This window comes from Pseudomonas sp. 05N431 (assembly GCF_056397005.1).
Window position 1 is genome coordinate 96990 of record NZ_JBFTMN010000010.1, and the last position, 12361, is coordinate 109350.

Sequence of the window (12361 nt, forward strand, 5' to 3'; positions counted from 1 at the left end):
TGAACGCGTGTATCGAAGCGCCCGAACATACGAGCAAAACGAGTTTTATATGACTGACAAAGACGTAAGCAAAGTTAAGCGCAAGGGCACGTTCAAGAGCGCCCCGCTGCCAGTAGAAGCTCATACCGGCGTCGTACTTGCCGGCGAAGAGCTGGTCAAGGTTGCCGTAGCGGCCCTGGAAGACGTCAAGGCCCAGGACATTCAGGTGATCGACGTTCGTGATAAGCAGAGCATCACTGACTTCATGATCATCGCAACCGGTACTTCCAACCGTCAGATCGGCGCGATGCTGGATAAGGTCCGCGAGGCGGTCAAGGCTCAGGGCGTCAAGCCGCTGGGTGAAGAAGGCAAGGGCGACAGCGACTGGGTGCTGCTGGATATGGACGATGTCATCGTGCACATGATGACCGCCTCGGCTCGCCAGTTCTATGACCTGGAGCGCCTGTGGGCCGGTGCCGAGCAAAGCCGTTCGGCCAGCGCCGCGCATCACAGCCCGGAAAACCCTCATGAGCACTTCACCAAGCTCAACAAAGACCAGCAATAAGGGTTCGCTGTGCGACTGCGTCTGATCGCCGTCGGTTCACGCATGCCCAAGTGGGTGGAAGAAGGCTGGCATGAATATGCCAAGCGTCTTCCTTCCGAGTTGGCGCTGGAACTGGTGGAAATACCGCTCAACACCCGTGGCAAGAACGCTGACGTGGCGCGCTTCATTCGCCAGGAAGGCGAAGCCATGCTGGCCAAGGTCGGCCCGAACGAGCGCATCGTCACCCTCGAAGTTCACGGTAAACCCTGGAGCACCGAGCAACTGGCGGTCGAACTGGATCGCTGGCGGCTGGACTCGCGGACGGTGAACTTCATGGTTGGCGGCCCCGAAGGGCTGGCGCCGGAAGTCTGCGCGCGGGCTGATCAGCGCTGGTCGCTGTCGCCCCTGACCTTGCCGCACCCGCTGGTGCGGATTCTGATCGGTGAACAGTTGTATCGCGCCTGGACAGTGTTGTCCGGGCACCCTTACCACAAGTAGTTCAGCGCCCCCATGTCTCAGCCGATCCGCATCAAGGACCACGAGAAAGACGCCCGTCTGGTGCGCGGCCGGGTCGTGTTCGGGGCAATTGCGGTGGTCACGTTGATCGGCGTACTGATCGCGCGGCTGTATTTCCTGCAAGTGATTCAGTACGAGTACCACTCGACGCTGTCGGAAAACAACCGCGTCCATGTGCAGCCGATTCCGCCGACTCGCGGGCTGATCTATGACCGTAATGGCGTGGTGGTGGCCGATAACCGGCCCAGCTTCAGTCTGAGCATGACCCGCGAGCGCTCCGGCGACTGGAAGCAAGTGCTCGATGTGATCGTTGAGGTGCTGCAACTGACGCCTGAAGATCGGGCGGTCTTCGAAAAGCGCATGAAGCAGGGGCGCCGGCCGTTTGAGCCGGTGCCGATCCTGTTTGAGCTGACGGAAGAGCAGATCGCCCGGATCGCGGTGAATCAGTTCCGCCTGCCGGGCGTCGAAGTGGTGGCGCAACTGGTACGTCACTATCCGCAGGGGCCGCATTTTGCGCACTCGGTCGGGTATATGGGGCGGATCAACGAGAAAGAGCTGAAGACTCTGGATCCGGTGGCTTACAGCGGTACCCATCAAATAGGCAAAACCGGCATCGAGCGCTTCTACGAGCCGGAGTTGCACGGTCAGGTCGGTTACGAAGAAGTCGAGACCAACGCCCGTGGGCGCGTACTGCGGGTACTCAAGCGTACCGATCCGATCCCCGGCAAGGACATCGTCCTGAGCCTGGACATCAAATTGCAGGAAGCCGCGGAAGCCGCATTGGGCGGGCGCCGTGGTGCGGTGGTGGCGCTGGACCCGAACACTGGCGAAGTGCTGGCAATGGTCAGCCAGCCGAGTTTTGACCCGAACCTGTTCGTGACCGGCATCAGCTTCAAGGCCTACGCCGAGTTGCGTGACTCGATCGACCGGCCACTGTTCAACCGCGTGCTGCGCGGTCTGTACCCGCCAGGTTCGACCATCAAGCCGGCCGTGGCGATTGCCGGGCTGGATTCTGGCGTCGTGACAGCCTCGACCCGTGTTTTCGACCCGGGTTACTACATGCTGCCCAACTACGATCACAAATACCGTAACTGGAACCGCACCGGCGACGGCTATGTGGATCTGGACACGGCGATCATGCGCTCCAACGACACCTACTTCTATGACCTGGCGCACAAGCTGGGGATCGATCGGTTGGCGGCCTATATGGGCAAGTTCGGCATCGGCCAGAAGGTCTCGCTGGACATGTTCGAAGAGTCTCCGGGGCTGATGCCGTCCCGCGAATGGAAACGCGCGACCCGACGTCAGGCGTGGTTCCCGGGTGAAACGCTGATTCTGGGGATCGGCCAGGGCTACATGCAGTCCACCCCGTTGCAGTTGGCCCAGGCCACGGCGCTGGTCGCCAACAAGGGCAAGTGGAACCGTCCGCACCTGGCGAAAACCATCGAAGGCCAGAAGCCGCAGGACCCGAACCCGATGCCGGACATCGTTCTGCGTGACTCGTCGGACTGGACCAAGGTCAACCACGGCATGCAGCAAGTGATGCACGGTGCCCGCGGTACCGCACGTAAAGCGGCAATCGGCTCGCAATACCGGATCGCCGGCAAGTCGGGTACCGCCCAGGTGGTCGCGATCAAACAGGGCGAGAAGTACGACCGCTCCAAGGTTCAGGAACGTCACCGCGACCACGCCCTGTTCGTCGGCTTTGCGCCGGCCGACAACCCGAAAATCACCGTGGCGGTGATGGTCGAGAACGGTGAGTCCGGTTCCGGTGTCGCGGCGCCAGTGGTGCGGCAGGTCATGGATGCCTGGCTCCTGGGCCCGGATGGCCGACTCAAGCCCGAGTACGACAGCCCTATCAGCGCGGAGGCTACGGCCCGTGAAGAGTAATTTTGATCGCATCCTCTCCAGTGAGGATGTGATGCGTCGCCGCGCGACGCTGTTGCAACGCCTGCACATCGACGGCCCCTTGCTGATCCTGCTGCTGATCCTCGCGGCCGGCAGCCTGTTCGTGCTGTATTCGGCCAGTGGCAAGAGCTGGGACCTGCTGGCCAAACAAGCGACGTCGTTCGGGATCGGCCTGGTGTCGATGATCGTCATCGCCCAGTTCGAACCGCGTTTCATGGCGCGTTGGGTGCCGCTGGGCTATGTGATCGGGGTGATCTTGCTGGTGGTGGTGGACGTGATGGGCCACAACGCCATGGGCGCGACGCGCTGGATCAACATTCCCGGGGTGATCCGCTTCCAGCCCTCGGAATTCATGAAGATCCTGATGCCGGCAACGATTGCCTGGTACCTGTCCAAGCGCACGTTGCCGCCGCAACTCAAGCATGTCGGGGTCAGCCTGTTCCTGATCGGCTTGCCGTTCATCCTGATCGTGCGTCAGCCGGACCTCGGCACGTCGCTGCTGATCCTCGCGGGTGGGGCTTTCGTGCTGTTCATGGGTGGCCTGCGCTGGCGCTGGATCCTCAGTGTGGTCGCAGCAGCCGTACCAGTGGCGGTCGGCATGTGGTTCTTCATCATGCATGACTACCAGAAGCAGCGGATTTTGACCTTCCTCGACCCGGAGAGCGATCCGCTCGGCACCGGCTGGAACATCATTCAGTCCAAGGCCGCCATCGGTTCCGGCGGCGTGTTCGGCAAAGGCTGGCTGCTGGGCACTCAGTCGCACCTGGACTTTCTGCCGGAAAGCCATACCGACTTCATCATTGCGGTGATGGGCGAAGAGTTCGGTCTGGTGGGCATTTGCGCCTTGCTGCTGATTTACCTGCTGTTGATTGGCCGCGGGCTGGTGATTACTGCCCAGGCGCAGACACTGTTCGGCAAATTGCTCGCCGGCAGCCTGACCATGACGTTTTTTGTTTATGTTTTCGTCAACATCGGTATGGTCAGTGGCCTGTTGCCGGTGGTGGGGGTGCCGTTGCCGTTCATTAGCTACGGCGGAACTTCGCTGGTGACGCTGCTGTCAGCGTTTGGGGTTTTGATGTCGATCCATACCCATCGTAAGTGGATCGCACAGGTTTGAATAAGGTGAAGATTTCAATGCAAGTAATGCGTGGCTGGGCGACCCGATACGCTCCGTGGGTCGGCCTGGTAAGCATCCTTGGTGCAGCGCAGGAAGCGCTGGCCGGCGATTATGAAGGCTCGCCCCAAGTGGCCGAATTCGTCGGTGAAATGACCCGCGACTATGGTTTTGCCGGTGAACAGCTGATGGGCGTGTTCCGCGAGGCCGAGCGCAAGCAATCGATTCTCGACGCGATCTCCCGACCGGCCGAGCGGGTCAAGCAATGGAAGGAATATCGCCCGATGTTCCTGACCGACGCGCGGATCGCCCGGGGCGTGGATTTCTGGCGCCAGCACGAAGCGGCGCTGGCTCGCGCCGAGCGGGAATACGGCGTTCCAGCGCAGGTGATCGTCTCGATCATCGGCGTTGAAACCTTTTTCGGCCGAAATACCGGTAATTATCGGGTGATCGACGCGTTGTCGACCCTCAGTTTCGACTACCCTCCACGTGCAGAATTCTTTCGCAAGGAATTGCGTGAGTTCCTGCTGCTGGCACGTGAAGAGCAGGTCGACCCGCTGACGCTTAAAGGCTCGTACGCCGGCGCCATGGGCTTGCCGCAGTTCATGCCGAGTAGCTTTCGCGCCTATGCGGTGGATTTCGACGGTGATGGCCACATCAATATATGGACCAACCCGGACGATGCCATTGGCAGCGTTGCCAGCTATTTCAAGCGTCACGGCTGGGAAGCGGGCGAACCGGTGGTCAGCCGCGCCGATGTGCGCGGCGATCAGGTCGACGACGGCTTGACCACCGGCATCGAACCGACGAAAACCGTCGGGGAGTTGCGGGCGTTGGGCTGGTCGAGTCATGATGCGCTGCGCGATGATATGCCGGTCACGGCTTTCAGGCTGGAAGGCGACAATGGCCCTGAATACTGGATGGGCCTGAAGAATTTTTACGCGATTACGCGTTATAACCGCAGCGTGATGTACGCCATGGCCGTACATCAGTTGTCTGAAATGCTGGTCCAAGCACGGGGCGTCAAGTAATGCTGGCATCGCCAATCCGCAAACCCCTGAAGCTGGTGGCTTTCGCCGCGTTGTCGTTGCTCGTGGTCAGCTGTTCGACCAGTCGTGCACCGCAACAGAAATACTCGACCGCGGTACGCGCGACACCAGGCCTGGATATCAACCGTGCCCACAAAGACGGTGCGCCGTGGTGGGATGTGGATATTTCGCGGATTCCCGACGCTACGCCGACCCTGCACACCGGCCCGTACAAGGCCAACCCGTATACCGTGCTGGGCAAGACCTACTTTCCGCTGGCCGAATCCAAGCGTTATGTCGCTTCGGGCACGGCGTCCTGGTATGGCACCAAGTTTCACGGGCAGAACACTGCCAACGGCGAAGTGTATGACCTGTACGGCATGAGTGCCGCGCACAAGACCCTGCCGTTGCCCAGCTACGTTCGGGTGACCAACCTGGACAACAACAAGAGCGTGATCCTGCGGGTCAACGACCGTGGGCCGTTCTATTCGGACCGCATCATCGACTTGTCCTACGCCGCGGCGAAGAAACTCGGGTATGCCGAGATTGGCACTGCGCGGGTCAAGGTTGAAGGCATCGACCCGCAAGAGTGGTGGGCGGCAAAAGGCCGACCCGCACCGTTGATGCTCAATGAGCCGCAAGTCGCGCAAAATAGCGCACCGGTGATTACCGCGTCGGCCGGCACCGTCGAGCAATGGACGCCACCGCCGCAGCAACATGCCGCGGCCGTTGTGCCGGTGCAGATCGATGCAAAAAAAAACGCTTCTGTACCAGCCTCTGGCCAGTATCTGCAGGTGGGCGCGTTCGCCAACCCGGACGCTGCAGAACTCCTGAGATCGAAGTTGAGCGGGATGGTGAGCGCTCCGGTGTTCATCAGCTCGATCGTGCGCAACCAACAGACACTGCATCGGGTTCGCCTGGGGCCAATCGGCTCGCAGGGTGAAATCACGCAAGTGCAAAACAGCGTGCGCCTGGCCAATCTCGGTTCGCCGAGCCTGGTGACGGCTGAATAAGCAATTCCTGATTCAAGGTTCACTTGCGGTTTGGGGGGTGAACCTGAGTTGTTGGCTCGTCGAACAATAAAAGCCCGGCAAGGGTTAGAGAGTGAGCAACTGAACACGCGATAACCCGCAGGCTTCGTGCCTTGCAGGTTGTCTGATTAGTTTTGCCCGTAGGGCAGTTTCCATTAGCGATTTCGAGAGACGGATGAACATCACCACCTTTGCCAAACGCCTGTGCCTGCTAGTCCCGCTGCTCCTCTCGCCCGCCGCTTTTGCGGTCGAGATGATGCCGTCGCCACCACAACTGGCGGCTAAATCCTATGTGCTCATGGATGCCAGCAGCGGCAACGTGCTGGTCGAGAACAACGGTGACCAGCGTCTGCCGCCAGCCAGCCTGACCAAGCTGATGACAGCGTACATTGCGACCCTGGAAATCCGTCGCGGCCAGATCGGCGAAAACGATCCGGTCACCGTCAGTGAAAACGCCTGGCGTACCGGCGGTTCGCGGATGTTCATCAAGGTTGGTTCGCAGGTCACGGTCAGCGACCTGCTGCACGGCATCATCATCCAGTCGGGCAACGACGCCAGCGTCGCGCTCTCCGAGCATATCGCCGGCAGCGAAGACGCATTCGCCGACCTCATGAACAAGACTGTTGCCGACCTGGGCATGAACAACAGTCACTTCATGAACCCGACCGGTCTGCCAAACCCTGAGCACTATTCCACGGCTCACGACATGGCCATTCTGGCACGCGCGATCATCCACGAAGATCCGGCTCACTATGCGATCTACTCGCAGAAAGAGTTCTTCTGGAACGGCATCAAGCAACCCAACCGCAACCTGCTGCTGTGGCGTGACAAGACCGTTGACGGTCTGAAAACCGGCCACACCGAAGAAGCCGGCTATTGCATGGTGTCCTCGGCGGTACGTGATGGCATGCGCCTGATCGCCGTGGTATTCGGCACCAACAGCGAGAGCGCTCGCGCCGCTGAAACCCAGAAGCTGCTGACCTACGGTTTCCGCTTCTTCGAAACCCAGACCTTCTATCAGAAAGGCGCCGAGCTGGCTCAGGCTCCAGTCTGGAAGGGCACCACCAACCAGGTCAAAGCCGGCCTGGCTGAAGACCTGACCATGACCCTGCCAAAAGGCCAGCTGAAAAAGCTCGCTGCCAGCATGACCATGAACCCGCAACTGGTCGCGCCGATCGCCAAGGGCGACGTGATTGGTAAAGTCGAAGTGAAACTGGACGACAAGGTCGTGCACAGCGCTGATCTGATTGCTCTGGACGCGGTCGACCAAGGTGGTATCTTCCGCCGCATGTGGGATAGCATCCGTCTATTCTTCTACGGCTTGTTCAACTGATAGTGTGCACCTGCGTGGCCCCGCGCTGATCCGGCGCGGGGCCATGCCGTCGCCACGGCTTACGCTTACGAGGCCGTTACGCCATGACCGATACCGAAGTAAAGGCACCCAAGATCGAATTCCCCAACGTTGACTACCCGGTTAAGGTGATCAGCGATACCGGTGTGGGCAACAAAGACAAGATCATCGAAATCGTCAAGAAGCACGCGACGATCAATCATGACCGTGTGGACGAACGCCAAAGCACCAATGGCAAGTACACGACGATTCAGTTACACATCGTCGCGACCGACCAGGACCAGCTGTACAACATCAACAGCGAACTGCGGGCCACCGGCTTCGTGCACATGGTGCTGTGATGTCCGAACCGCTGGGCTTTCGCGAGCTCGGCCAGCTGGCTTACGAGCCGGTTTGGCATGCCATGCAACGGTTTACCAACGAGCGCGGTAGCGACCGCGCCGATGAGATCTGGCTGGTCGAGCACCCGCCGGTTTTTACCCAGGGCCAGGCCGGCAAGGCTGAACACCTGTTGCTTCCCGGCGATATTCCGGTGGTGCAGGTCGACCGTGGCGGTCAAGTGACTTACCACGGCCCGGGTCAGTTGGTGGCGTATCTGCTGCTGGATGTGCGCAAGCTGGGTTTCGGCGTGCGCGACCTGGTCAGCCGGATGGAACAGTGCCTGATCGAGCTGCTGGCCAGCTACGGCGTCACCGCTGTGGCCAAGGCCGATGCACCGGGCGTCTACGTCAACGGTGCAAAAATTGCTTCTCTGGGTCTGCGGATCCGCCACGGTTGCTCCTTTCATGGCCTGGCCCTGAACGTGGATATGGACCTGGAGCCGTTTCGCCGGATTAACCCCTGTGGATACGCCGGGCTGGCCATGACCCAGCTGCGCGATCACACCGGACCGATTGAATTTGCCGAGGTAAGTGCCCGGCTGCGTGCGCAGCTCGTCAAACACCTCGACTATGCTGAGCAGACGACCCTAACGGGCGGAATCGACTGATATGACTACTGCGCAAGACGCTGTGCAAACCATGATCCCGACGCTGGATGTTACCGAGCGCCCGGCCCCGCGTGCCAAAGTGGAAGCTGGCGTAAAGCTGCGCGGCGCCGAAAAGGTTGCGCGTATCCCGGTGAAGATCATTCCAACCACCGAATTACCGAAAAAGCCTGACTGGATTCGCGTGCGCATCCCGGTTTCCCCGGAAGTCGACCGTATCAAGGCCCTGCTGCGCAAACACAAGTTGCACAGCGTCTGCGAAGAAGCTTCCTGCCCGAACCTCGGCGAATGCTTCTCCGGTGGCACCGCGACCTTCATGATCATGGGCGACATCTGCACCCGTCGCTGCCCGTTCTGCGACGTGGGCCACGGTCGTCCGAAGCCACTGGACGTCAACGAACCGGAAAGCCTGGCCATCGCCATCGCTGACCTGAAACTGAAGTACGTGGTGATCACCTCGGTAGACCGCGATGACCTGCGTGACGGCGGTGCCCAGCACTTCGCCGACTGCATCCGCGAAATCCGCAAACTGTCGCCGAACGTGCAGCTCGAGACCCTGGTCCCGGACTACCGTGGCCGGATGGACGTTGCGCTGGCCATCACCGCCGCCGAGCCGCCTGATGTGTTCAACCACAACCTGGAAACCGTGCCGCGCCTGTACAAGGCTGCACGTCCGGGTTCGGACTATCAGTGGTCGCTGACCCTGCTGCAAAAATTCAAGCAGATGATGCCGCACATTCCGACCAAGTCCGGCCTGATGCTGGGTCTGGGCGAAACCGACGAAGAAGTCATCGAAGTCATGAAGCGCATGCGCGAACACGACATCGACATGCTGACCCTGGGCCAGTACCTGCAACCGTCTCGCAGCCACTTGCCGGTGCAGCGTTTCGTGCACCCGGACACCTTCGCCTGGTTCGCCGAGGAAGGTTACAAGATGGGCTTCAAGAACGTCGCCTCCGGCCCGCTGGTACGTTCCTCGTACCACGCCGACGAGCAGGCGAAACTGGTCAAGGCCGAATTGATGTCGTCCTGATCCACGATGCCCGCAAGGCGTATGCCTTGCGGGCATTTTTGTTCAAGGGTTGGCTCGGTACCACGTCACACTCAGTTTTTTCCTGCACCCTGTGGGACGACTGAACCTCTTCTGTTTGTCCCCGTTCCTGACTACTGTGTGTTGAAGCATTCACACAGGGAGAATCACGGATGACCACTCGCTCGACCCACGTTATTTCTGAGCACGCTCCAGTCCCGGCGTTACCCGCTGAAGGGCTGATCGGCGTGATTGCGCCAGCGGGGCCCGCAGCTCTGGATACCGAAAGGGCCCTTCAATGGATGCGTGCACGCGGGTATTCGCTGCGGATTTTTCCGGGCGTCCTGGAAAGTGACGGCTACCTGGCGGGCAGTGACGACGTTCGCCTGAGGGATCTGCATGAGGCGTTTGCTGACACTGCCATCGATGCGATTCTCTGCCTGCGCGGCGGCTATGGCAGCCCGCGTCTGCTGGACCGGATCGACTTCAAGTTGCTGCGGTGCAATGCCAAGCCGTTTGTCGGCTATAGCGACATTACGGCGCTGCACCTGGCCATCAGCCGTTATGCGGGGTTCGTGACCTTTCACGGGCCGATGCTCAACGCCGACCTGCTGGGGAACAAGCAACAACCTACCGAGTCTTCGCTGTTCAGCCTGCTCAGAGGCCAGATGAACGCCGGGAGCCAGTTGGTGCACCCGGTGGCCTACCCGTTGAGCACGATCGAGCCTGGCATTGCTCGTGGGCGTTTACTGGGCGGTAATCTGTCGATGATTGCCGCGACCCTGGGCACGCCTTTCGAAATCGATGCCGACGGGATCATTCTGTTCATCGAGGACGTCAACGAGCCGTTGTATCGCATCGACCGGTTGCTGACCCATCTGCGCCTGGCCGGCAAGCTGAATAAGCTGCGCGGGGTGCTGGTGGGGGATGTGGCAGGCGTGGACAGCGATACATTGGCGCAGTTGCTCAAGCAAACCTTCGAGCCATTGCGCATTCCGGTGCTTGCCGGTTGGCGCAGCGGCCATTGCGACCCGAACCTGACACTGCCCATGGGAGCGTTGGTGAGGCTGGATGCGGGGAGCAAGGCGTTGTGGCTGGAGCAGGATGTGGTGATCAAACCTTAGACTTTCGCTGTCTTGCAGGCCGCCTTCGCGAGCAAGCCCGCTCCCACATTAGATCTTCAGTGAACACAATATTTGTGTACGCCGGGATCCAGTGTGGGAGCGGGCTTGCTCGCGAAGCTTTTTGGGGCTGCAGCCAATCAGCGGTTACGCAAACCTTCCAGCAACTTGTGCGTCGGGTAACCATCTGCCGGCCAGCCAAATGACTGCTGGGCGCTGCGAATGGCCTTGCGGGTGTTGGCGCCGATGATGCCGTCGGCGTTCCCCGCATCGTAGTTGCTGGCGCTCAGCAAATTCTGCAGTTCGATGCGCTCGGAACGACTCAGGGGTAGGTCGTCTTTCGGCCATTCGCCGTTGATCAGGCCCGCTCCGTTAAAGCGTTCAGACAACAGGTTCACCGCCAATGCGTAGGACGACGAGTTGTTGTACTTGAGGACCGCGCGGAAGTTGTCGAGGATCAGGAACGCCGGGCCACGATAACCGGCGGGCAGCAGCAGGGCGGCTGACAGTTGTTCGGAACCGGGCGGAACAACGCCGCCGTTGGGCAGTTTGATGCCCATTTGCATCCACTCGGAGACGCTTTTGCGAATCGCACCGTCAGCCAGCGAATAGTCGAAACCACTCGCCAGTTGCACTTCGAAGCCCCAAGGCTGGCCTTTCTGCCAGCCGGAGCTTTGCAGGTAATGGGCGGTGGAGGCCAATGCATCGGTCGGGCTGCCCCAGATATCGCGATGACCGGTGCCGTCAAAATCGACCGCGTGGGTGAGGTAGGTGGTCGGGATGAACTGGGTCTGGCCCATGGCGCCGGCCCAGGAACCGAGCATCTTCTCGGGCGTGATATCACCCTGCTGCAGAATCTGTAGAGCGGCCAGCAATTGGGCGTGAGCAAAGTCTGGGCGCCGGCCTTCGTAGGCCAGGGTCGCCAGCGAGCGGATCACCGATTTGTCGCCCTGAAAACTGCCGAAGTTACTTTCCATGCCCCAGACCGCCACGAGTGCCTGGCGATCAACACCATAACGCTGCTCGATGGTGGTCAAGGTTTCGGCGTATTGGCTGAGTAATCCCTGGCCTTTGCGTACGCGCGCGGCGGAAAGCGCGCCATCGAGGTATTCCCACACCGGGCGGGTGAACTCCGGTTGGCTGCGGTCGGCGCGGATCACGCTCATGTCCGGCGTGACACCGGCAAATGCACGGTCGAACACATCCGGGCGGATACCGGCGGCGAGGGCATCCTTGCGAAAACCGGCTTCCCACTCCTCGAAGGTCTGGGTCGGCTGGATGTCGATATTGTCGCCAGTCGGCACTACCGGAGGAATGATGGCCGGTGTGGTCGCAACGGGGGCGGTTTGAAGCGGTTGCGCGTCGGCAGCGGTGGGTTTTTCCGCGCAGGCGACAAGCAAAACAAGGCTGGAGGCAGCAATCAGTTGGCGCAGGTGCCAACGACGGGAAAGACAAAGGGGCATGCACAGGTCCAGATAAAACGAATCAGGTGCAGACCTTATCATGCCGAGGGGGAGCGAGGTGATGTTGAAACTTCATGCCGCCAGAAAGTAAGAAGCCTCCCAGCTTTTAGACTGGAAGGCTTCGCGGCGGTAGCTGCCTTTGCCCTTGCCGGGTTGTTCCTGACGGCTGCGGAACAATGGCTGGGCGACAATGGATTTGGCCTTGTTGGGCCGCTTGTGTTTGCTCATGAGCGGTTCTCTCGTTGAGTGGTTTATGCGGGGCAAATCATCGGCCGAAGTCGGGGTTCTGTC

13 protein-coding genes are annotated in these 12361 nt (G+C 60.4%); 11 read left to right on the forward strand and 2 right to left on the reverse strand.

The genetic code is table 11. From position 1 onward, the window contains the following. The first annotated feature begins 49 nt into the window (after positions 1-49). The 11 genes from rsfS (at position 50) to AC1DIG_RS18985 (ending at position 10610) form a co-directional block, all read left to right on the forward strand. Positions 50-544 carry a ribosome silencing factor gene (gene rsfS, locus AC1DIG_RS18935; RefSeq protein WP_145016372.1) on the forward strand — a complete coding sequence of 165 codons (495 nt, stop codon included), beginning with the start codon at positions 50-52 and terminating at the stop codon, positions 542-544. A gap of 9 nt (positions 545-553) precedes the next feature. Continuing rightward, complete coding sequence (rlmH, locus tag AC1DIG_RS18940) at positions 554-1021, forward strand: 23S rRNA (pseudouridine(1915)-N(3))-methyltransferase RlmH (protein WP_003185785.1); 468 nt, start codon at positions 554-556, stop codon at positions 1019-1021. A gap of 12 nt (positions 1022-1033) precedes the next feature. Then, positions 1034-2929 carry a penicillin-binding protein 2 gene (mrdA, locus tag AC1DIG_RS18945; protein WP_477768529.1) on the forward strand — a complete coding sequence of 632 codons (1896 nt, stop codon included), beginning with the start codon at positions 1034-1036 and terminating at the stop codon, positions 2927-2929. Between the two features lie 31 nt (positions 2930-2960). After that, positions 2961-4064, forward strand: coding sequence for a rod shape-determining protein RodA (gene rodA / locus AC1DIG_RS18950; RefSeq protein WP_477768587.1), 1104 nt, complete (start codon positions 2961-2963; stop codon positions 4062-4064). A 17-nt stretch (positions 4065-4081) separates the two neighbouring features. Then, complete coding sequence (gene mltB / locus AC1DIG_RS18955; RefSeq protein WP_054594207.1) at positions 4082-5092, forward strand: lytic murein transglycosylase B; 1011 nt, start codon at positions 4082-4084, stop codon at positions 5090-5092. Beyond that, entirely contained in the window at positions 5092-6102 is a 1011-nt protein-coding gene (locus tag AC1DIG_RS18960; protein ID WP_427528620.1) for a septal ring lytic transglycosylase RlpA family protein, read from the forward strand. Before mltB ends, AC1DIG_RS18960 begins: the two co-directional genes overlap by 1 nt. 193 nt (positions 6103-6295) lie before the next feature. Further along, positions 6296-7453: a D-alanyl-D-alanine carboxypeptidase family protein gene (locus AC1DIG_RS18965; protein ID WP_054594205.1), complete on the forward strand. Its 1158-nt coding sequence runs from the start codon at positions 6296-6298 to the stop codon at positions 7451-7453. Positions 7454-7536: 83 nt separating this feature from the next. Further along, on the forward strand, positions 7537-7812 hold the full coding sequence (locus tag AC1DIG_RS18970; protein ID WP_003215438.1) for a DUF493 domain-containing protein: 276 nt from the start codon (positions 7537-7539) through the stop codon (positions 7810-7812). Then, complete coding sequence (lipB, locus tag AC1DIG_RS18975) at positions 7812-8459, forward strand: lipoyl(octanoyl) transferase LipB (RefSeq protein WP_054594204.1); 648 nt, start codon at positions 7812-7814, stop codon at positions 8457-8459. The genes AC1DIG_RS18970 and lipB overlap by 1 nt, the downstream gene beginning before the upstream one ends. Positions 8460-8490: 31 nt before the next feature. Further along, on the forward strand, positions 8491-9489 hold the full coding sequence (gene lipA, locus AC1DIG_RS18980) for a lipoyl synthase (protein WP_162491279.1): 999 nt from the start codon (positions 8491-8493) through the stop codon (positions 9487-9489). 170 nt (positions 9490-9659) lie between these two features. After that, positions 9660-10610 carry a S66 peptidase family protein gene (locus AC1DIG_RS18985; protein WP_477768530.1) on the forward strand — a complete coding sequence of 317 codons (951 nt, stop codon included), beginning with the start codon at positions 9660-9662 and terminating at the stop codon, positions 10608-10610. Between the two features lie 137 nt (positions 10611-10747). On the opposite strand, the gene AC1DIG_RS18990 is transcribed toward AC1DIG_RS18985, so the two are convergent. Both AC1DIG_RS18990 and arfA read right to left on the reverse strand, forming a co-directional pair. Next, positions 10748-12070: a lytic murein transglycosylase gene (locus AC1DIG_RS18990; RefSeq protein WP_477768531.1), complete on the reverse strand. Its 1323-nt coding sequence runs from the start codon at positions 12068-12070 to the stop codon at positions 10748-10750. A 72-nt stretch (positions 12071-12142) separates the two neighbouring features. Then, positions 12143-12298 (reverse strand): alternative ribosome rescue factor ArfA, encoded by a 156-nt coding sequence (gene arfA / locus AC1DIG_RS18995; RefSeq protein WP_019693801.1) that lies wholly within the window; start codon positions 12296-12298, stop codon positions 12143-12145. Between the last annotated feature and the right edge of the window lie 63 nt (positions 12299-12361).

Bases quoted from the DNA above. Each gene is read 5' to 3' on its own strand.
- AC1DIG_RS18970 (WP_003215438.1), top strand. From the start codon at position 7,537: ATGACCGATACCGAAGTAAAGGCACCCAAGATCGAATTCCCCAACGTT.
- rodA (WP_477768587.1), top strand. From the start codon at position 2,961: ATGCGTCGCCGCGCGACGCTGTTGCAACGCCTGCACATCGACGGCCCC.
- AC1DIG_RS18985 (WP_477768530.1), top strand. From the start codon at position 9,660: ATGACCACTCGCTCGACCCACGTTATTTCTGAGCACGCTCCAGTCCCG.
- arfA (WP_019693801.1), bottom strand. From the start codon at position 12,298: ATGAGCAAACACAAGCGGCCCAACAAGGCCAAATCCATTGTCGCCCAG.
- mltB (WP_054594207.1), top strand. From the start codon at position 4,082: ATGCAAGTAATGCGTGGCTGGGCGACCCGATACGCTCCGTGGGTCGGC.
- lipB (WP_054594204.1), top strand. From the start codon at position 7,812: ATGTCCGAACCGCTGGGCTTTCGCGAGCTCGGCCAGCTGGCTTACGAG.
- AC1DIG_RS18960 (WP_427528620.1), top strand. From the start codon at position 5,092: ATGCTGGCATCGCCAATCCGCAAACCCCTGAAGCTGGTGGCTTTCGCC.
- mrdA (WP_477768529.1), top strand. From the start codon at position 1,034: ATGTCTCAGCCGATCCGCATCAAGGACCACGAGAAAGACGCCCGTCTG.
- AC1DIG_RS18965 (WP_054594205.1), top strand. From the start codon at position 6,296: ATGAACATCACCACCTTTGCCAAACGCCTGTGCCTGCTAGTCCCGCTG.
- rsfS (WP_145016372.1), top strand. From the start codon at position 50: ATGACTGACAAAGACGTAAGCAAAGTTAAGCGCAAGGGCACGTTCAAG.
- AC1DIG_RS18990 (WP_477768531.1), bottom strand. From the start codon at position 12,070: ATGCCCCTTTGTCTTTCCCGTCGTTGGCACCTGCGCCAACTGATTGCT.
- lipA (WP_162491279.1), top strand. From the start codon at position 8,491: ATGATCCCGACGCTGGATGTTACCGAGCGCCCGGCCCCGCGTGCCAAA.